A 19,088-nucleotide genomic window follows, 5' to 3' on the forward strand; every position below is an offset into this window, starting at 1 on the left:
ATTCAAAATATAAATCATTATGATGAAGAACATTTTCTATAAAAGCCTGATCGGTAGCGCGGTGTTGATATGTTCTTGTGCCAAGAATATTGAAAAAATCCCGCTGGAGTTGACTACGATAGATTACATATTTGACAGTGCGGATTCTTTAGGCGTTAATGCTGAAAGATATTTAAGCGGCATTTACAACACTTTGCCAAAGGGGTATAATCGGGTAGGTCCTGACTTATTGGATGCAGCTTCGGATGATGCGGTTTCATCAGGAACAGGCAGTTCAGATGTATTCAAGTTGGCTACAGGCGGTTATAATTCTTCAACATTGCCAGCACCCGAAAACATGTGGGGCATCTGTTATGCAGGCATCAGGAAAGCAAACATATTTATCAATAATATAGACAGAGTTCCGCTTAATAAAATCGTAGTTCCGGGGTTCCCTAAAAAGCATGCTTATAAAGCAGAAGCAAGGTTTGTACGTTCGTTGTTGTATTTCGAATTAATAAAGCGTTATGGCGGTGTACCAATCACGGGGGATAATGTCTGGGTGCTGGGCGACGATGTAAAAATACCACGCAATAGTTTTAAGCAATGTGTGGATTATATAGTAAGCGAGTGCGATGCGATTGAAGATAGTTTGCGAACCATTACACAAACAAAAGCAACCGGCGAATATCATTCCATTACGCGCGGCGCTGGTATGGCATTAAAGTCTCGCGTATTGCTATATGCCGCAAGCCCGCTCTTTAATGGAGGAAATATAGAATCAGGAAATGATAAAACCGGTTATACAGATGTTGATAATAACCGTTGGAAATTGGCCGCAGACGCTGCAAAGGAATTAATTGATAGAAACGAATATGACCTGGTACCAACTTTGTTTTCGGACATTTTTATCACGGTTGATGGTGTTAATGGTAAAACAAACAAGGAAGTTATTTTGGCCAGACTTGATAGTAGAAGCACTGCGATAGAAGTAAATAATGGCCCTGTTGGTTTTTCGCCTGGTACGGCTAATGGAATAACAAGTCCGACGCAGGAGTTGGTGGATGCTTTTCCTATGAAAAATGGTCTAAATATTAATGACCCAGCTTCAGGATACGATATTGGCAATCCTTACACAAACCGTGATCCCAGGTTGGACATGACGATCCTCTATAATGGGCATCAATGGTTGAATACGAGTCTTGAGACGTTTGAAGGAGGAAGAAGCCACCCAGGCAATTTAAATGTAGAAACAAAAACTGGTTACTACATGAGAAAGTTCATGGGGCCTTTTGAAGCTCAAAATAATTTTTCCGATCAATTTCATGATTTTATTCTTTTTAGATATGCTGAAGTGCTTTTAAATTTTGCAGAAGCACGCAATGAATTTTCTGGCCCTGATAATGATGTTTACCAAGTGCTGATCAACCTTAGAAAACGTGCTGGCATAGAAGAAGGTGCTGATGGAATGTATGGTGTTTCTGCAGGCATGAGCAAAGAAGAAATGCGGCAGGCTATTAGAAATGAAAGACGAATTGAACTTGCATTCGAGGAGCATCGATACTGGGATTTAAGACGGTGGAAAATTGCCGAAACCGCTGTAAATACCGCGCTTCATGGAATGAGTATTATTAAAGGATCGTCTGGAAGGCTTAGTTATACTGTTTCAGAAGTGTTTACTCCAATGTTTGCAACAAGACAATACTTATACCCTATACCTTACGACGAAGTAGTAAAAAATCCCAATATGGTTCAAAACCCGGGATGGTAATATTTGGATTCGGATCGAAATATATAATTAAAACTGGTTAATAGCTTTTCTTATGCATCGTATTTATTTGTTAGTGATATGCTTACTTTTTGCTGGCTCACTTTGGGCACAGCAAAGAGAGATCTCTGGGATCGTAAAGGATAACATGGGTCCGTTGCGAGGTGTTTCTGTTACCGTTAAGGAGGCTTCTGGCGGATCAACAACTGATGAGGCCGGCCGTTTTTCAATATTAGCAGATATAAATAACACGCTCGTGTTTTCGTTGGTAGGGTATCTTAATTTTGAGATAAAGCCAGAACAAGACACCGCCCTGGAAATTACTATGCAATCAAATGCGCAGGGGATGGATGAAGTAGTGATTGTTGGTTACGGAACCAAGAAGCGCGTAACAAATACCGGCGCCACAAGTGCTATTTCTGCTGAAGCTATCAGAACGGTTCCTACTGCCAATGTTCAAAATGCGTTAACCGGAAGATTGCCGGGTTTCTTTTCGCAACAAAGATCAGGTCAGCCAGGTAAAGATGCTTCTGATTTTTTTATCAGAGGTATCAGTTCATTAAATCCTGATGGTAATAAACCTTTGATCATTGTAGATGATATAGAATATACTTACGAGCAGTTATCCCAGATCAACGTTAACGAAATCGAAAACATCACTATTCTTAAAGATGCCTCTACAACTGCTGTGTATGGTATAAAAGGAGCCAATGGTGTACTCATTGTAACTACCCGAAGAGGCGCCAGCGGAAAACCAAAGATCAATGCAAGAATTGAAGGTGGGTTGCAGAGTCCTGTACGAAAACTCAATTTTTTAAATGCTTACAATAGTGTTTTGTTAGAAAATGAGGCATATACAAACGATGGACTTAACGCTCCTTTTTCGCAGGACGACCTGGAACATTTCAGAACAGGAGATGATCCTTATGGGCATCCCGATGTAAATTGGTACGAAGCAATTTTTAAATCTTATTCACTTCAAACCAATAATAATATTGATGTATCAGGCGGAAATGATGTCGTTAGATATTTTGTATCGGGTGGAGCTCTTGTTCAAAACGGAGCATTAAGAGACTTCTCTGATCCGAGAAATGAGGTAAATAATAACTATTATTTCAGACGTTATAATTTTAGAAGCAATCTTGATATAAAAGCATCAAAAAGCCTTTCGGTTAGGCTGGATGTGACAACCAGGTTCGGCGATATTAACCAGCCTCATGCGCAAAACATTGTATCGGAAATTTACAATTTTCAAAAAATAAGGCCTTATTCTGCTCCATTTCTAAACCCTAATGGAAGCTACGCTTACGATCGTTACAATCCAGGAAATCTTTCAACACTGAATGCACGATTGGCAAACAGCGGATATCAAAGAGACAAACGCAGCGACTTTAATGTGTTGTTCGGAGTAATAGAAAAGCTTGATATGATAACAAAAGGGTTATCATTTAATGGGCGTATTGCTTATGCAAGTACAGAGTTGGCTTCCCGCCAGTTATTCAGAGGTGGCGTGTTTGACGGATACTCGCCGCCATCATATTACTATAATCCTGAAGACGGTAGTTATACTTTAGATCCAAGAGGCCAGTATCAGTTATCAGGATATACATTGGTTGGTGTAACTGATGCGTATAATAAAAATATTAATTTGCAGGGGTTTTTGAATTACGACCGTACTTTCAATGCTCATCATTTTTCTTCATTGCTACTTTTTAATCGACAAAGTTTTACCGATCAGAAAAGTGCTGCTGTACCTAATAAATTTCAAGGATATAGTTTTAAGATAGGATACGATTATCTTCAAAAATATTTGCTGGATTTTAACCTTGGTTACAATGGTTCGGACAGGTTTCAATCTGGCGAACGATATGGCCTCTTTCCTGCATTAGGATTGGGGTGGAATATCAGTAACGAGAAATTTTTCAACGTTAAAAGTATTAATCTTTTGAAATTAAGAGGCTCTTATGGTGTGGTTGGCTCCGATGTTGTGGTTGGTAACAGGTATTTATATACACAACAATATGAGGATGGCGATGGTTACCCATTTGGAGAGAGCAGTGTTGTAAATTATCCTTCTATTTTTGAAGGAGATTTAGGTAACAGCAATGTTACATGGGAAAAGGCCAAAAAGTTAGATATAGGGATTGACTTGAATATGCTTAATGATAAGATATCAATGACCATTGATTATTTCAGAGATATCCGATATGACCAGCTTATAACGCGTGGATCTATTTCTCAAATACTGGGTGTTGGAACTGCAAGGTTTAATATCGGCCGTGTATTGAATAGTGGTTTTGACGGGCAGATATCTTATAGAAATAATATCAGGGATTTTCAATATAATATAACGGGTGTATTCTCGTATGCAAAAAATAAAATTCTTTTCCAGGATGAAGCAACGCCTGCATTTCCCTGGCTTTTACGTACCGGACATTCTATAGGACAAACTTTCGGCTACACATTTTTAGGATTTTATCAGGATGAAAATGATATAGCGAACAGCGCTAAACCATTGATACCAGTTCAGCCCGGGGATTTAAAGTATCAGGATCTTAATGGCGATGGTGTTATTGATGAAAATGATATAGCGCCGATAGGAAAACCTAATTTACCAAATACCACGGCTGGCTTAACATTAGGTTGTAGCTACAAAGGTTTCAGCCTTAGCGTACTTTTCCAAGGCTCGTTTAACTATAGTTTTTCTGTTAAAGGAACAGGTATAGAGCCTTTGCAGAGCCAGTTTCAGCCAATTCATCAGCTAAGATGGACGCCAGATAATGCTAATGATGCAAAATTTCCAAGACTAACAACGAATTCAAATTCTATAAATAGCCCAAGCTCTTATGAGTCTTCTTTCTGGCTGATAGATGCAAGGTATGTTCGTTTGAAAACAGTGGACCTGGGATATCAATTGCCTAATAAGCTATTGCCATTTAAAATAAATAATGCCCGGTTTTATGTAAGCGGCTACAATCTGCTAACATTTAACAATTATAATTTATATCAGCAAGATCCTGAAGTGACAAGTAATACAGCCGGCGATGCTTACATGAATCAACGTGTTATTAACCTGGGATTACAAATAGGTTTTTAATATTATTCTGTATAGCAGAGATGTATTAAGTTTCACTAGCTTCTAGCTCACTTTGTAAAATGGAATAATTTTCTTCATCGAAACTTATCAGAAAAACCTTTTCAATTTGATCGGATATATTTAAAAACTTCCTGACAGCAGTTATGGCTATTTTAGCAGCTTTATCTTTCGGAAATCTATAAACGCCGGTACTGATGCTTGGGAAGGCAATTGTTTTGCATTTGTTTTCCGTTGCCAGTTGTAGCGAGTTTAAATAACAGCGCTCCAGTTTTTCATTTTCATTATTCACTCCTCCGTTCCAAACTGGTCCAACGGTATGAATAACAAATTTAGCTGGCAGATTTCCTGCAATAGTGATAACCGCTTCGCCTACTTTGCATCCACCTTGTCTGGCAACAATTTTTTTACATTCGTCAAGAATCTCTTTTCCTCCCGCTCTGTGAATCGCACCGTAAACGCCACCGCCACCAAGAAGGGAAGTGTTTGCAGCGTTAACAATAGCGTCTGCCTCTAATTTTGTGATATCGCCTTTAACAATTATTATTTGATTCATTTTAATAATTTCTGCAGAGTTTATATAACCTGAGTTTTGGCTCTTTGTTTTTGATGCTCCATGCTAAGCGTCGTCATGCCGAGCGCAGCCGAGGCATCTCCATCATTTCAGTGAGATTCCTCCACTCCGCTTCGCTACGGTCGGAATGACTGTTATCGATGGTTCTATAGTATTTTTATAAAGAAATAAAGACCCAAAATTCACGTTATATACTACTAAAACGTAATTATATATAGCGTGGGGAGGTTATAACTTTTCGCCATTTACATAAAAGTAACGAATGCGACAAGTGCGACCTAAACTCCTTTCATCTTTTTCCGCAGCCATTTTTAATTCCAGTATATGCTTCTTGTCAGAAAGATCGCCGGATAATGTAAAATACCAGGGCAGATGTAGCGAATTACTCCATTTGGTAAAGAGGTTTAGTTTTTGCCATTTGCCACCATCGACACGGTATTCAATCAAACCCGCATCAGGCCCAGCCGCAACAGCAATGCCAATAGCCTTTCCCGAAAATGCATAATGCAAAACACCACCAGGATATGATCCAATTAACATTGGCACATTTGTATAATTAGGCCGTGTTCCCACATTATCTGTTGGCTGCCAGTTGGGTTCATATTTCCAGCTTTTTGCAGATAATTTTTGAGTGGGTTCTATTAAATATCCTTTATCGTAAGCATCAGCATCTAATTTTTCCGGTAAGACCTCTGTTTCAATTTTATCATCTTCATTCACATATTTTAAAAAAGCATTTTCTAAGAAAGTAATCATGGAGTGTGCATACACACCCTGCCCAAAAGGAGAGGGGTGAAGATTTTTAAAATCATTGTCCCAGGTAAATTCGTCATTGTTGATACGTTCGGTTACTTCTTTAGCCAAATTGATAACCGGAACTTTATAATGCGCTGCTACTTTATTATGGTTGCTGATAACTTCGGGGGTTTTGCCATTATTATATTCTGTTATTTTTTCCGGATCAACAAAGTGCATCATTACAATATTTCCGGTTGGATTAACTTTTTTAAAATGGCGCACAATTCCTTCCATCGCCCGTATTTGCTCGGTATTGCTATATTCGTTGGTTGCATCATTTACTGCAGCTTCTACAAACAACAAATCAATTTTACCTTTTGACAACACGTCGTTATCTAACCTAAATGCACCAGGTGTGCTGCCCATTGAGGGAATGCCTGCGTTGATAAACTCAAATGCTGTTTGAGGGAATTTTGTCTTAAAGTAGGCCATCAGGCTATCGCGCCATCCATTGTTATAAGTGATGGATCCGCCTAAAAAAGCAATGCGTCCAAATTTATTTTGCTGAAAGCTGAGCTGAGCATTTTTGAGTCCACTTTTAAAAGTATGAAAATCCTCTGAGCGCAGCTTACTGTGATCGACAGCATGATATGCAATATAATCAGCCACAAGTTCAGGTGTTTCTATTGCAAAATGATGGCCATGTGCACCAGTTACATAATCATCACAGGGAACAACAGTTGCCGGGCCGCCTAATTCCAGGTATCTTTCAACCAGTCTTTTGGTGTTTTCAGCGTAAGGAACAATGCTATCTTCCAAGCCGATCATATGCATAATCGGAACTTTAGCTTTTGCTAATGCTTCCAGGTTGTCAACAGGATTGTTTTCATATTTCAGTGCTTCTGCATCATTTTTAAAATCATACACCTTTTTTAATAGCTCCCAGTCTTCCTTGCTTCCCGCTCCTTTACCAAAGCCACCAGGCCAACTCTTAAAATCACAAACAGGTGCTTCTGTATAAATGCATGAAACCTTTTCGGGATTTCGCTTTGCCCAATTGTAAACATACAAACCGCCCCTGCTTACACCAACCAAAGCTACTTTTTGTTGCAGGCTGTATTGTGAGCGGATATGCTCATAAAAATCATCCCAAACCTGCATGGCTTGCGGGCTTCCCAATAATTCGTCTGTATTAATATATACAAGATGAAAACCACACGCAACTAAAATGCTGTCAGCGTCAGTATGCCAATCGGGAAAACGAGCACGCCAAAGCCAGGGGTTTCCATTTTCAGCTTTTTTAGGGAAAATGATCCGGGCGTTTCGGTTTTGAAATTGAAAGTCTATACGTTTAAACCCTTTCCATACAGATTCCTTTTTTGAAGAGTTTTCCTGGGCATTTACTGCTGTGGCAGAAAGATGGAATATTAAGAGAATCGTAAAACAGATAATGTAAAATGCAGTTCTTTTCATTTATTGCTGGCTCTTTCAGAATATTAAAAATGTAATGTTTACAAAGCAAGAATGCTCTAAATTACCATGAAATTATATAAATGTGGGATGTATTTTGCTCATCTTTCTTCCACAAATATTTATGCGTAAAAGAACCTCCTGAAACTATGATAAAGATATCGGGCCGCCTGATTAAGCAACCAAAGAAGGTAAAGCCAAAGTGTATGCACTTAAGATAATAAGAGCAAAATTATAAAAAATATTTACCGTTAATAAAAGATTAACTCTGTATGAATAAGAATAGCCGCTTAAAAGATGGATAATACCTTTGAATACACAAGAGTGATGAACTGTGTTTACAGCTGGTCAAATATAGATTCTATTGGTGCTTTTATTATCTTAGCCGAAACTATAGTTATGCCTGTTATTTTATCAGTTGAAGGGAAAGCGCCTGTATTTGGCGAAAATTGTTTTATAGCTCCGAACGCCACGATTGTTGGCGATGTGGTGATGGGCGAGCAATGTAGCGTGTGGTTTAATGCGGTGTTGCGGGGCGATGTGAACTTTATAAAAATGGGCAACAAGGTAAATGTGCAGGATGGAGCTTGTATTCATTGTACGTATGAGGGAGCAGCAACAACTATTGGCAATAATGTTTCGATTGGACATAACGCCATTGTGCACGGCTGCACGGTTCATGATAATGTACTGATTGGGATGGGGGCTATCGTAATGGATAACGCTGTTGTAAATAGCAACACGATTATTGCAGCCGGCGCTGTGGTTTTAGAAAATACGATTTGCGAAGCTGGAAGCATTTACGCAGGAGTGCCTGCTAAAAAGGTAAAAAGTATTTCGGAAGCATTGGTAAACGGGCAGATAAACAGGATCGCTGATAATTATGTGAAATACAGTAGTTGGTTTGACGAAGTGAATGAAGCGCCGAAGTAAATGGGAGTTGCATACATTGAAGCATCAGGCAATATCGCCAGGAGGCGACAGCATAGAAGTTCGAAGCGAGGACACCTCGAACAGCATTAATAATTTTTGTTCTCAATACTATCCAAAATATTCACGTAACTCACGTACCTGTCTTCGGAAATTTCTTTATCAATTACAGCCTGCTTGATGGCGCAGTCTGGTTCGTTGATATGCATACAATTATTGTAGTGACAATTATTCAGCCTTTGGCGCATTTCAGGAAAATAATGCGAAAGCTCTTCTTTATCTAATCCGGAAGCGGCCAACTCCCTAATGCCGGGCGTATCAATAATCCGGCCTCCACTTGGCAAATCGTACATATTAGCAAAAGTAGTGGTGTGCATTCCTTTGCCGCTCCAGCCGCTTACATCCTGCGTTTTAATTGCTTGTCCGGGTAACAGATTATTTACTAAAGTAGATTTTCCTACACCGCTATGCCCACTTACCAATGTAGTTTTATTTTCTAACAGCTGATGTAGCTCCGCAATACCCTGATTTTTCTCTACACTTATTGCATAAACTCCATAGTTAAGTGATCGGTACATTTCAGAAAGTTCCGCCAACTTCTTTTCTTCCTTTTGACGGTAAATATCAATTTTATTAAAAATGATAATGGCCGGTACATGATACATTTCGGAAACAACTAAAAAACGGTCGATAAAACCTTGCGAAGTGCGTGGATCTTTTAATGTAGCAATTAATAAAGATTGATCGAGATTGGCTGCAATAATATGTTGATGATGTTTAACCCTTGGAGACTGCCGGTTGATATGATTTCTGCGCGGCAGAATTTCAGTAATCGTAGCCGATGATTCCAATTCATTTTCTACTTCTATCTCCACTTCATCGCCAACAGCAATGGGGTTGGTGCTGGTAATATCATCTAGTTTAAAAACCCCTTTCATGCGGGCATTGTGTATTTTGCCCTGCTCATCTTTTACAATGTACCAGCTTCCGGTGGATCTATATACAAGCGCTTTCAAATAGTCAATAGTTAATAGTCAATAGAATATTGCCGCCGTTCTTTTTTAATCATAATGAAAACGGCACTGTAAGATATAGCATTTTTGATCTACACCTTTCCTTCCCTCTACTTTGTAAACAAGCCTGTGTTCTCCTGTAATTCTTCTTGACCAATAACCCTTCAAATCATACCGAAGCGGCTCAGGTTTACCCGTCCCCTGAAATGGCGTTTTTTTAATTTCGTGAAGCAAGCCTTTAATTTTATCAACAACAGAACTGTCCGTTTCTATCCAATATTCAAAATCGCTCCATCCGTTTTCGGTAAACTCGAAATTCATACTATAAGATTATTTTATAGTTTGAACTTCCGGGTCTTCTTATCAGTAACCTGCTTTATCGATTCATGCAATCTTTGCCTGTTTGCCGACGTTGATAATAAATGCCCCGTTTCATTAAGTGCATTATATTCTTTCATAGACAAAATAACAACAGCCTCTTCTTCGGAAGCTCTTGACACAACAATAATATCAGAAGACTTTGACACATCGTCTAAATACTTCTTCATGTTACTTCTTAACTGAGTTACGGATACAGCTTGCATGATATTATTTTTAGTACATACAAATGTACAGAAAAGCGTACGCATTGCCTAACTAAAATAGTTGATAGTTCATGGTTCATAGCGAACGCCATAAGCTATCAACTATGAACCATGAACTGTTTCTACACCGCTACATTAAAATCTCTAAGCGCGTCATTCAAACTCGTTTTCAAATCGGTGCTCGCTTTGCGTTTACCAATAATTAACGCACAAGGCACCTGGTATTCGCCTGCCGGAAATTTCTTTTTATACGTTCCGGGAATTACCACGCTACGTGCAGGTATGCGGCCTTTGGTTTCAATAGCCACTTCTTTGCTTACATCAATAATGCGGGTGCTTTTTGTCAGCACTACATTTGCGCCCAATACTGCTTCTTTTTCTACAACCACGCCTTCCACAACAATGGAGCGGCTACCTAAAAAACATCCGTCTTCAAAATAACCGGCGTTGCCTGCAAAGGCTCCAACACGCCGCCGATACCCACACCGCCACTAAGGTGTACGCCTTTGCCAACCTGTGCGCAACTGCCTACTGTTGCCCAGGTATCCACCATTGTACCTTCATCAACATAAGCGCCAATATTTACATAGGACGGCATAAGAACCACGTTCTTTCCTAAAAAAGCACCGTATCGCGCTACCGCATGAGGCACCGCACGTACGCCTTGTTTCTCATAATCTTTTTTCAGTAACATTTTATCGTAAAACTCGAATGGAGCCACATCCCATGTTTGCATAGGTTGTATGGCAAAGTACATCAATATTGCTTGTTTTACCCATTCGTTCACTTCCCATTTTGCACCTTGTTTTTCTGCTACCCGTAAATTTCCTTTATCCAACGCTTCAATTATCTCGCGTATGGCATCGCTATATTTTTTGTCTTTCAGTAATTCCCGGTTGCCCCAGGCTTCTACAATTAAATCTTGCATAAAAAAATTTTGTGTCGGCAAAGATAACGATGGATGATGAATAGCAAGTAGGGAAATGGCGAGTAGCGAGCGGGGAAAAGCAATAAATATTTTTTTGACAATCTATAAATATATCTGATCGATCTTGTGTCACTCCCTTCAACTGCGGTACAATGCTCAACCTATATATCTATGAACAATCGACTATCGACAATTGACTATTATTATCTTTGCCGCATGAAAATAGGTCTTGATGCGAAAAGAGCTTACCATAATGGAACGGGTTGGGGTTTTTCAGCCGCGTGCTCATAAAATTGTTGGCGTCCTATTTTCCTCAACACGAGTATTATCTTTTCAATCCAAAGCCTGGCATGTTTTTTACGCCTCCGGCATCTCATGTTAAAGAAGTGTTGCCGAAAAAAATTTTGCATCAATTGCTTAGCAGCGCATGGCGAAGCAATTGGGTAACTGAGGATCTCAAAAAGCTAAAAATCGATCTGTATCATGGGCCCAGCCAGGAAATCCCTGTTGGCATTCCGAAAACAGGTATTGCCTCTGTAGTTACTATTCATGATCTTTTTCCAGAGCTGTACCCGCAAGATTTTAAGCCTATCGATGTAAAAATATACAGGACCAAATTGCGGTATGCCTGTCGCAATGCCAATAAAATAATGTCCATCAGCGAGGAAACAAAAAAACATATTATCAAATACTACCAAACTGATCCTGCCAAAATTGATGTAGCTTATCAAAGTTGTGATCCGATATTTAATGTTATTGAAACAGAAGAAAAAGAGAAGCTGTTCGCATTAAATACAATTTACCCCGACAGTTTTTTTTGCATGTGGGTACTATCATCGAAAGGAAGAACCTGCTCAATATTTGTAGAGCAATGAATCTTATTAAAAATGAAATAGAATTACCACTTGTGGTTGTAGGAAAAGGAAGCGCCTATAAAGACAAAGTGAAAGAATACCTTATTGAAAATAACATGCAGGACAAAGTTATTTTTCTATCAGATCAACTGGCGGCGGAAGGGAAAAAACCATTTGTTGATACGGAAGATTTCCCTGCGCTTTATCAGTTGTCTACCGCGATGATTTACCCTTCGTTTTACGAAGGATTTGGAATGCCCATCATTGAAGCAATGTCTGGCGGTGTGCCGGTTATCACTTCCACAACATCCTGCATGCCGGAAATTGGCGGCGATGCCGCTTTTTATGCAGATCCCAACAGCCCTGAACAAATGGCTAAAGGATTTGAAAAATATTATAGTGATGAAGATTTTCGCGCACACGCAATTCAAAAAGGTTTTGAAAACGCGAAACGTTTTACCTCTGAAGCCTACGTACAATCAGTAATGAACATTTATACCTCCGCTTTATAGATTATGATAAACTTTGAAGACGACATTAAAAGATGTGTTGATGTATTAAATGCAGGCGGCACCATTCTTTATCCAACAGATACCGTTTGGGGCATTGGCTGCGATGCCACAAATGCAAACGCTGTACAAAAAGTATATGCGCTGAAAAAAGAGATGATAGCAAAGCGCTGATTGTTTTGGTTGCTACAGAACGAGAAATTATGCAATACACCGCAGCCGTTGATTTAAGCTTGTTTGATTATTTAGACACAGCCACAAAGCCAACAACTGTTATTTATGAAAACGGGCTAGGCTTTGCTGAAAATTTACTAGCTCAAGATGGCAGTATCGGCATCAGGATCTGTAATGAAGATTTTTGCAGGGCACTAATAAAAAGATTTGGGAAGCCTATTGTGTCTACCTCTGCAAATATTTCGGGTGAACCTGCCGCGCCTAATTTTTCTTCAATTAGCGATGAAATAAAAACGGGCGTTGATTATGTAGTTGAATACAAACAAACCGATAATACAGCCGCCCAACCATCATCGATTATCCGATGGAAAGATGGGAAAGTAGAAGTGATAAGAAGCTAATTCTAATACCAGCAAATCCAAACTCGATTATCTTTGCGGCGAATGGGAATTGAATTAAACGAACAGGATAAGTTTATTATTGATAAAATTGCAGAAGCCGCACAGGAGCTGAACATGGAAAGCTATCTGGTAGGAGGATTTGTACGTGATAAATTATTGAACCGCCCAACCAAAGACGCCGATATTGTTTGTGTGGGCGATGGCATCGAATTGGCTTCTGCAGTCGCAAAAAATTTAATCCCGTACCACATGTAAATTATTTTAAGAATTTTGGAACGGCGCATATCCGAGTAAAAGCCTCCCCCAACCCTCCGGAAGAGGGGGAGAAAGAAACCCCGTTTTTTGATATTGAATTCGTTGGCGCACGAAAAGAAAGTTATCAGCGTGATAGCCGCAAACCTAAAGTACAACCCGGTACATTAGATGATGACCAAAAACGCCGTGACTTTACCATTAACGCCTTAGCTATTTCTTTAAATAAAAAAGATTATGGCAAATTGGTTGATCCATTTAATGGTGTTCAGCATCTTGAAGAAAAAATAATTATCACACCGCTTGAACCTGAACAAACTTTTAGCGACGATCCGCTACGCATGATGCGCGCTATACGCTTTGCTACGCAGCTTAATTTCAATATTGCAAGCGAAACATTGCTGGCTATTACCGAGCAAGCCGAAAGAATAAAAATTATTTCGCGCGAGCGGATTACCGATGAACTGAACAAGATCATTTTATCTGTAAAACCTTCAATCGGTTTTGGTCTATTGTATAAAACCGGTTTGCTAAAAATTATATTCCCTAAAATGGTAGCGCTTGCTGGCGCTGAATATGTTGACGGATACGGGCACAAAGATAATTTCTATCATACGCTTCAGGTTTTGGATAATGTTGCGAAATACTCAACTGACTTGTGGTTAAGATGGGCTGCGATTCTACATGACATTGCGAAACCGGCTACCAAAAGATTTGAAGAAGGCCATGGCTGGACATTTCATGGCCATGAAGTTGTGGGAGGCCGCATGGTTCCAAAGATCTTCAATGAAATGAAATTGCCGGGAAACGAAAAAATGCGTTTCGTAAAAAAGTTGGTTGAGCTTCATTTACGCCCGATTAGTTTAACCAAAGAAAATATTACCGACTCGGCGATCCGTCGTTTGCTGTTTGATGCAGGAGAAGACTTTGACGCATTAATGACCTTGTGTGAAGCAGATATTACCAGTAAAAATAAATACAAGGTAAAGCGCTATTTAGAGAACTTTAAACTGGTTCGTGAACGCTGTAAAGAAGTTGAAGAAAAAGATCAGATCCGCAGCTGGCAACCGCCCATTGACGGACTTGAAATCATGCAAATATTTAATCTGGCTCCTTCAAAGCCAGTCGGCATTCTAAAAGACAGTTTGAAAGATGCCATTCTGGATGGAGCAATAGAAAACAACAGAGATGCTGCGCTGGAATTTCTTCAAAATAAAGCGAAGGAAATTGGTGTGATTTAGCAAACTCTATACTACTTGTACTTTAGATAAAAACTGTTTTGAAATATTTCTTGCGGATCGTACTTTAATTTTAATGAAAAAAATGCAGCGGCTTGTGGATAAGCTATATTAAACTGCTCTTTGCTAGCATGAAGCCTGTATGGTAAGTAGTAGGTACCTTTTAACGAAACCGCTTCATTAATAAGTGTTTTTGTAAGTCTTTCCATTTCCTTTTCGGCCGCGGCAGTTCGTTGCTGGCTAAAGAGCATAACAAAACCAAACACATCAGTATTCGCATATTTTAAAAAAGTACTTTCATCCTTCATCACATTTCGCACTGTTATATTGAGAAGATCAACATCATATTTAGGAATTACTGTTTTTAGCAACTCTATAAACTGATTTACAGAATCCTTTGGAATAAAATATTCATGCAAAATATCCGTATAACGAGGATCTGTATTTTGAAATACTTCAACACTTTCGTTCAAAAGCTGGTTTCTAGAAAAAACTTTTTTCGAAATCAATCGAGCCGTTATTTTTTCTGCTCTCCACCTCAAATTTTTGCCATAATTGCTGTTAACCGAACTTCTAAAAACAGTACGCCTAAGTTTTGTAAATGAAGTCTTGCTAATATCTTCCTTTTTAATATTTGTATCAATAACGAAAGTTGATATGATACTTTCATTCATAAAGTTTTGAGGATTAATATTAATACGTCCATAAGCCATCCTCACATTTTTATCAGTCGTTACTCTTAAAAATTCATTCACATAATCACTGCTATTAATGATATATTGTTTGCATTTATACAACTCGTTCGGTACGGTTTTAAGTTTCAGGTCTAAAATAATACCGAACAATCCATATCCACCTAACACAAGAGAAAATAGTTGTTGATTTTCATATCTGCTGCATGTCAGTAGTTCTCCGTTAGCATTTATCAATCTAAAAGACTCGACGGTTGAAGCGATGGGTTGTGTGTTAGGTTGCCATCCATGGCAGTTTGCACTAACCGATCCTCCAACTGTAAAAGAGTTATTGGTTTGCATTACATAAACGGAGCGATTGTATTTATCTAAATATGGAATTATATCTGCCCATAATGCGCCTGCTCCCACAGTTAGGAAGTTTGTCGATGTATCCAATTGCTTATAATTGAAATCAAGCATACTTAAAAACAAGCCGCCTTTGTAAATAGTATGTCCCCCATAGAATGTTGTGCGCCTGCAATAGAAATTTTCCGCCCATTATCTTTAGCCTCTTTTATTAAAGCAATAAGTTGTAGGATTGCGTCAGTTGAATCGCGCTTTACGCTAATAATAGAATCGACAGACATTTCATTTAAATGACTTGCATCATTCACAAAACCGTGTTTGTCGCTGTGGCTGACAGGCATGTCTTTATAATACTTGTAGCCTAAAAACGCAACTGGGATTATGATAGATACAAAAAACAGGAAGCAGCATATTAGAATAAGAATTTTTCGCATATTCTTTTTAGAACGTAGCATCTTATTTTCCCAACTTTTTATGCCCCGAAAGTTCTGCCATATAATCGTTTTTCAAATAGTCGTAAAAAGAATGTTTGTTAATGATCTTGCCACAACATTTGCCACAATAGCTGCCAGCATTAAATGTAGGATCAGGCTATGTCTGTCCGTCATTTCCAATACCAGAATGGCTGAAGTAAACGGCGCTCTTGTAATACCGGTTAAAAAAGCAACCATGCCTGCTAAAATCATTACATTGGTTTCTGTAGCCGTAAAACCAAACCATCCCGAAAACAAACTTCCGATTGTGGCACCTCCGCTTAATGCTGGTGCAAAAATACCACCGGCACCGCCGCTTGCAAATGATAATGCAGGGCCAACGAGCCTAAGAACAGGATCATACCACTTTGCATGTTTTTGAGAAGTAAATAAATACTGTTCCATTAACTCTTTACCAGAACCCAATACATGCTCACTTACAAAATAAGCTAACGATGCGATGATCCACGCGCTTAATACCAAAAAAGAAGATGCTTCCATGTAGCATTGAAGCTATTGCGCCAGCGCTGAAGCAACAGTATTGTTTTGCTTAGATAAGAGGCCGCAGCACCTGCAAGTAAGCCCAGTAACACTATAGCCATTAACCCACTGAATGACACGGCTGTTGTCTTTGGAAACCCAAGGTATAAATAAGTCCCGGCTAATTGTTGCGCGGTTAAACCTGCAATAATTACCGCCGTAAAAACAGCCGTCTTAAAATGATTAAAATGTATTTTGGTAAGTTCTTCTACTGCAAAAACAACCCCACCAAGTGGTGTGTTGAATGCTGCTGACAGTCCAGCAGCGGCACCAGTTACAATCATACTTTTACGCGATATGCGCGGCCACCAACCTGGGAGTATCTCGTAAATTTTATTAAAAATAGCGCCGGATATTTGAATGGTTGGTCCTTCACGGCCAATGGCTCCGCCGCCCAATACCAAAATAAAACTGGATACAACTTTATAAAAGATGATTTTTACGCTTAGCAAACGTTTTACTTTATCGTAATCTTTAGGGTTGGCAAATTCAATAGCAGCCATTACCTGGGGAATACCGCTACCACGAGCGTAAGGAGAGAATCTCTTAACCAGCCACCATGATACAATAAAGGCAACTGGCATAATAATAAACAATAGCCAAATGCGATTATGAATCATTTTGACTAAAAGGTTTTCCCCTAAAAGAAAAAGTTGCGCATAAAATACTGCTGCACAACCTACAATAATAGATCCCAACCAAAATGGGATGGCTGTTAGCAAATTATTCTTTACACGCTCACTTTTGATATTATCAAAAATGCGTTTACCGAGTTCTTTAAAGTAATTGAAAAAACCAGATTGAAAAAACTTCATTATCGAGTAGTTAGCAGTTTTTACATACCCTCCAAAGTAACAGCTTTTAAGTAGCAAATGCAAAACTTATAATGAAGTTTCTGAACCCAAAGCCTACAAATCAAGCCCAGTCTACATCTCCGGTGTTTATACCAGCAACGTAAGACTGCAAAGCCAACTGTCCCTGGAGCAGCATATTTTTCATTTCAGCAGGATCGAATACAAGACCACCGGGTCCTCCTCCCAAATTATTTTCCGGCTGTATCAAATGTATTTTGATCGGCTTTTTATTCTGATAAAGGTCACCAGCATCTTCAATATCAAAATATTGGCCTATCACACTCTCACTCACACCTAATGACCGCATCCGCTCTTTTACTTTGCTAATGTATAAGAGTCCTGCATTATATTGATTGGGTAGATATAGATCATTATCACCTACATCGGTAATAAAAATAGAAATCGTTTTCTCAAGCACTGCAAACAAATTCGTCAATTGCTCGTTTGTATGCGTAATTTTTTTGCTGAATGAATGATAGTGAAAATTTCTTCCGCTCCTGCATCTACCGCCATTCCAATACCAGCATATTCCCGTACACCACCATCAACAAACTGATTTTCTGGAAACGTTTCATTAGGGACGGTCTTATTTACCTTAACGGGTGGCATAAAAACGGGTTGACTGGCAGATGCTAATATGGCACGTCGAAACTGATCAGCGCTCACAATTTTCCGAACATTATAATAGCTATTCTCTACCGGATGTTTTGCTGTAGTAAATACCACCAATTCCTCCGTTTGCAGGCAAGTTGTAGTTAAATAAATTTCTTTCTCTGATTTGAGTACTTTCTCAAAGTACTCATCTGTATATAAAGCATCGATCTTATCGCTTAAAGGGCCCGCTGTAAAAATAGAATTAGAATTAAGCCTTTTTCCTAAATTATATTTCACCAATATCTGATCATCAGTTACGGACGTATATAAATCTTCTAACTTTTCCAGTTCTCCCAACGCCACCAATGGTACTATTAAAGCGCCCGTGCTGGTTCCAATAAGTGTGTTGAAATCCAATTGATAAATATTCATCAAGTCTTTGACAACACCAACCGCGAAAGCTCCTTTAGAACCACCGCCACTTATAACGAGAGCCTGTTTCATCCGTATATTTTTATAGAATATGAATTTGGATATTACCTTGCATACCGGTCTTCTTCTTGTTTGATCTTATTAAGCCTGATCGCAATAAAAGATTGTAACCACCAATTATTAAGTTTATAATCGCGTTGAGCAGTAAGGCCAATATGCGCTAAGGACAATATTTCAAAGCCAAGTCCTCCGCCTATCATTTGTTGATGATTCGTTCCCCAATTCGCTTCTGCTATTAAATGCATGTTGGCAAAACTTCCAAAATTTTCTGTGCCGAAGGTTTTAAGTTTTAATGCGGCCATTGGCCCAAACAACCCGCTAAATTTTTTGTCATTATAAACAGCCGAAGCATTAATACCGATCCTTAAAAGGCCGGGTACCATAGTAACCTGGGGGTTTATTCCTAAACCTCCGGTATACATATCCGGACTACCTGATTTAAAATTAGTAGCAACTCCATTGGTAAGTTTTAGGTTAAACAGCCATCCTTTTGTAAACTCTGTTTCAGTTTGCGCATTGATCCCCGTAACAATAAAAATTAAAACCAGGGCCATCAGGTTTTTTAAGAAGTTCATGAGCATCTTTTTCT

At 39.0% G+C, this 19,088-nt stretch carries 23 protein-coding genes; 9 read left to right on the forward strand and 14 right to left on the reverse strand.

What is annotated here, in order from left to right:
• Positions 1–19: 19 nt before the first annotated feature.
• Together MKP09_RS00325 and MKP09_RS00330 are read left to right on the forward strand one after the other, a co-directional pair.
• Entirely contained in the window at positions 20–1,750 is a 1,731-nt protein-coding gene (locus tag MKP09_RS00325) for a RagB/SusD family nutrient uptake outer membrane protein (protein WP_240825369.1), read from the forward strand.
• A 52-nt stretch (positions 1,751–1,802) separates the two neighbouring features.
• The gene (locus tag MKP09_RS00330; RefSeq protein ID WP_240825383.1) at positions 1,803–4,844 is read left to right on the forward strand and encodes a SusC/RagA family TonB-linked outer membrane protein; all 3,042 of its coding nucleotides are present in this window, start codon (positions 1,803–1,805) and stop codon (positions 4,842–4,844) included.
• A gap of 25 nt (positions 4,845–4,869) precedes the next feature.
• Here the strand turns inward: MKP09_RS00330 and MKP09_RS00335 are convergent, their stop codons facing one another.
• Together MKP09_RS00335 and MKP09_RS00340 are read right to left on the reverse strand one after the other, a co-directional pair.
• Entirely contained in the window at positions 4,870–5,397 is a 528-nt protein-coding gene (locus MKP09_RS00335; RefSeq protein WP_240825385.1) for an O-acetyl-ADP-ribose deacetylase, read from the reverse strand.
• A 246-nt stretch (positions 5,398–5,643) separates the two neighbouring features.
• The gene (locus MKP09_RS00340; protein WP_240825401.1) at positions 5,644–7,626 is read right to left on the reverse strand and encodes an SGNH/GDSL hydrolase family protein; all 1,983 of its coding nucleotides are present in this window, start codon (positions 7,624–7,626) and stop codon (positions 5,644–5,646) included.
• 294 nt (positions 7,627–7,920) lie between these two features.
• Between MKP09_RS00340 and MKP09_RS00345 the strand changes: the two genes are divergently transcribed.
• On the forward strand, positions 7,921–8,556 hold the full coding sequence (locus tag MKP09_RS00345) for a gamma carbonic anhydrase family protein (protein WP_240825403.1): 636 nt from the start codon (positions 7,921–7,923) through the stop codon (positions 8,554–8,556).
• 86 nt (positions 8,557–8,642) lie between these two features.
• On the opposite strand, the gene rsgA is transcribed toward MKP09_RS00345, so the two are convergent.
• The 5 genes from rsgA to MKP09_RS00370 form a co-directional block, all read right to left on the reverse strand.
• Positions 8,643–9,569, reverse strand: coding sequence for a ribosome small subunit-dependent GTPase A (gene rsgA / locus MKP09_RS00350; protein WP_240825414.1), 927 nt, complete (start codon positions 9,567–9,569; stop codon positions 8,643–8,645).
• 45 nt (positions 9,570–9,614) lie between these two features.
• Positions 9,615–9,887, reverse strand: coding sequence for a Txe/YoeB family addiction module toxin (locus MKP09_RS00355; RefSeq protein ID WP_240825415.1), 273 nt, complete (start codon positions 9,885–9,887; stop codon positions 9,615–9,617).
• Positions 9,888–9,901: 14 nt separating this feature from the next.
• Positions 9,902–10,150, reverse strand: coding sequence for a type II toxin-antitoxin system Phd/YefM family antitoxin (locus MKP09_RS00360; protein ID WP_240825417.1), 249 nt, complete (start codon positions 10,148–10,150; stop codon positions 9,902–9,904).
• A 122-nt stretch (positions 10,151–10,272) separates the two neighbouring features.
• Entirely contained in the window at positions 10,273–10,548 is a 276-nt protein-coding gene (locus MKP09_RS00365; protein WP_240825419.1) for a 2,3,4,5-tetrahydropyridine-2,6-dicarboxylate N-succinyltransferase, read from the reverse strand.
• A gap of 17 nt (positions 10,549–10,565) precedes the next feature.
• The gene (locus MKP09_RS00370; protein WP_240825421.1) at positions 10,566–11,078 is read right to left on the reverse strand and encodes a 2,3,4,5-tetrahydropyridine-2,6-dicarboxylate N-succinyltransferase; all 513 of its coding nucleotides are present in this window, start codon (positions 11,076–11,078) and stop codon (positions 10,566–10,568) included.
• 293 nt (positions 11,079–11,371) lie between these two features.
• On the opposite strand from MKP09_RS00370, the gene MKP09_RS00375 reads away from it, so the two are divergent.
• The 6 genes from MKP09_RS00375 to MKP09_RS25085 are packed head-to-tail and all read left to right on the forward strand — an operon-like array spanning position 11,372 to position 14,509.
• A complete protein-coding gene (locus MKP09_RS00375) occupies positions 11,372–11,953 on the forward strand; it encodes a glycosyltransferase (RefSeq protein ID WP_240825422.1) in 582 nt (193 codons plus the stop codon).
• Positions 11,902–12,444, forward strand: coding sequence for a glycosyltransferase family 4 protein (locus MKP09_RS00380; RefSeq protein WP_240825424.1), 543 nt, complete (start codon positions 11,902–11,904; stop codon positions 12,442–12,444). Before MKP09_RS00375 ends, MKP09_RS00380 begins: the two co-directional genes overlap by 52 nt.
• 3 nt (positions 12,445–12,447) lie before the next feature.
• Complete coding sequence (locus tag MKP09_RS25075) at positions 12,448–12,615, forward strand: L-threonylcarbamoyladenylate synthase (protein WP_262915044.1); 168 nt, start codon at positions 12,448–12,450, stop codon at positions 12,613–12,615.
• A 5-nt stretch (positions 12,616–12,620) separates the two neighbouring features.
• Positions 12,621–13,016, forward strand: coding sequence for an L-threonylcarbamoyladenylate synthase (locus tag MKP09_RS00385; protein ID WP_262915045.1), 396 nt, complete (start codon positions 12,621–12,623; stop codon positions 13,014–13,016).
• A 42-nt stretch (positions 13,017–13,058) separates the two neighbouring features.
• Positions 13,059–13,271 (forward strand): hypothetical protein, encoded by a 213-nt coding sequence (locus MKP09_RS25080; RefSeq protein ID WP_262915046.1) that lies wholly within the window; start codon positions 13,059–13,061, stop codon positions 13,269–13,271.
• On the forward strand, positions 13,205–14,509 hold the full coding sequence (locus MKP09_RS25085) for a CCA tRNA nucleotidyltransferase (protein ID WP_262915047.1): 1,305 nt from the start codon (positions 13,205–13,207) through the stop codon (positions 14,507–14,509). The genes MKP09_RS25080 and MKP09_RS25085 overlap by 67 nt, the downstream gene beginning before the upstream one ends.
• 11 nt (positions 14,510–14,520) lie before the next feature.
• Here the strand turns inward: MKP09_RS25085 and MKP09_RS00400 are convergent, their stop codons facing one another.
• The 7 genes from MKP09_RS00400 to MKP09_RS00430 form a co-directional block, all read right to left on the reverse strand.
• Complete coding sequence (locus tag MKP09_RS00400) at positions 14,521–15,660, reverse strand: FAD-binding protein (protein WP_240825426.1); 1,140 nt, start codon at positions 15,658–15,660, stop codon at positions 14,521–14,523.
• A 2-nt stretch (positions 15,661–15,662) separates the two neighbouring features.
• Positions 15,663–16,001, reverse strand: a complete 339-nt coding sequence (locus MKP09_RS00405; protein WP_240825428.1) for a hypothetical protein — start codon at positions 15,999–16,001, stop codon at positions 15,663–15,665.
• Positions 16,002–16,052: 51 nt separating this feature from the next.
• Positions 16,053–16,520 carry a chloride channel protein gene (locus tag MKP09_RS00410; protein WP_240825438.1) on the reverse strand — a complete coding sequence of 156 codons (468 nt, stop codon included), beginning with the start codon at positions 16,518–16,520 and terminating at the stop codon, positions 16,053–16,055.
• Positions 16,493–17,374: a chloride channel protein gene (locus tag MKP09_RS00415; protein ID WP_240825453.1), complete on the reverse strand. Its 882-nt coding sequence runs from the start codon at positions 17,372–17,374 to the stop codon at positions 16,493–16,495. The genes MKP09_RS00410 and MKP09_RS00415 overlap by 28 nt, the downstream gene beginning before the upstream one ends.
• A 100-nt stretch (positions 17,375–17,474) precedes the next feature.
• The gene (locus MKP09_RS00420) at positions 17,475–17,849 is read right to left on the reverse strand and encodes a hypothetical protein (RefSeq protein WP_240825455.1); all 375 of its coding nucleotides are present in this window, start codon (positions 17,847–17,849) and stop codon (positions 17,475–17,477) included.
• A complete protein-coding gene (locus tag MKP09_RS00425; RefSeq protein WP_240825457.1) occupies positions 17,846–18,511 on the reverse strand; it encodes a patatin-like phospholipase family protein in 666 nt (221 codons plus the stop codon). Before MKP09_RS00425 ends, MKP09_RS00420 begins: the two co-directional genes overlap by 4 nt.
• A gap of 32 nt (positions 18,512–18,543) precedes the next feature.
• The gene (locus MKP09_RS00430; RefSeq protein ID WP_240825459.1) at positions 18,544–19,074 is read right to left on the reverse strand and encodes a hypothetical protein; all 531 of its coding nucleotides are present in this window, start codon (positions 19,072–19,074) and stop codon (positions 18,544–18,546) included.
• Between the last annotated feature and the right edge of the window lie 14 nt (positions 19,075–19,088).

This window comes from Paraniabella ginsengisoli (genome assembly GCF_022513635.1).
Taxonomy (GTDB): domain Bacteria; phylum Bacteroidota; class Bacteroidia; order Chitinophagales; family Chitinophagaceae; genus Niabella; species Niabella ginsengisoli.

Coding starts and splice junctions, on each gene's coding strand:
- MKP09_RS00325 (WP_240825369.1), top strand. CDS start 20: ATGATGAAGAACATTTTCTATAAAAGCCTGATCGGTAGCGCGGTGTTG.
- MKP09_RS00410 (WP_240825438.1), bottom strand. CDS start 16,520: ATGGAAGCATCTTCTTTTTTGGTATTAAGCGCGTGGATCATCGCATCG.
- MKP09_RS00360 (WP_240825417.1), bottom strand. CDS start 10,150: ATGCAAGCTGTATCCGTAACTCAGTTAAGAAGTAACATGAAGAAGTAT.
- MKP09_RS00335 (WP_240825385.1), bottom strand. CDS start 5,397: ATGAATCAAATAATAATTGTTAAAGGCGATATCACAAAATTAGAGGCA.
- MKP09_RS00340 (WP_240825401.1), bottom strand. CDS start 7,626: ATGAAAAGAACTGCATTTTACATTATCTGTTTTACGATTCTCTTAATA.
- MKP09_RS00330 (WP_240825383.1), top strand. CDS start 1,803: ATGCATCGTATTTATTTGTTAGTGATATGCTTACTTTTTGCTGGCTCA.
- MKP09_RS00370 (WP_240825421.1), bottom strand. CDS start 11,078: ATGCAAGATTTAATTGTAGAAGCCTGGGGCAACCGGGAATTACTGAAA.
- MKP09_RS00400 (WP_240825426.1), bottom strand. CDS start 15,660: ATGCTTGATTTCAATTATAAGCAATTGGATACATCGACAAACTTCCTA.
- MKP09_RS00355 (WP_240825415.1), bottom strand. CDS start 9,887: ATGAATTTCGAGTTTACCGAAAACGGATGGAGCGATTTTGAATATTGG.
- MKP09_RS00405 (WP_240825428.1), bottom strand. CDS start 16,001: ATGCTACGTTCTAAAAAGAATATGCGAAAAATTCTTATTCTAATATGC.
- MKP09_RS00345 (WP_240825403.1), top strand. CDS start 7,921: ATGGATAATACCTTTGAATACACAAGAGTGATGAACTGTGTTTACAGC.
- MKP09_RS25080 (WP_262915046.1), top strand. CDS start 13,059: ATGGGAATTGAATTAAACGAACAGGATAAGTTTATTATTGATAAAATT.
- MKP09_RS00425 (WP_240825457.1), bottom strand. CDS start 18,511: ATGAAACAGGCTCTCGTTATAAGTGGCGGTGGTTCTAAAGGAGCTTTC.
- MKP09_RS25075 (WP_262915044.1), top strand. CDS start 12,448: ATGATAAACTTTGAAGACGACATTAAAAGATGTGTTGATGTATTAAAT.
- MKP09_RS00415 (WP_240825453.1), bottom strand. CDS start 17,374: ATGAAGTTTTTTCAATCTGGTTTTTTCAATTACTTTAAAGAACTCGGT.
- MKP09_RS00430 (WP_240825459.1), bottom strand. CDS start 19,074: ATGAACTTCTTAAAAAACCTGATGGCCCTGGTTTTAATTTTTATTGTT.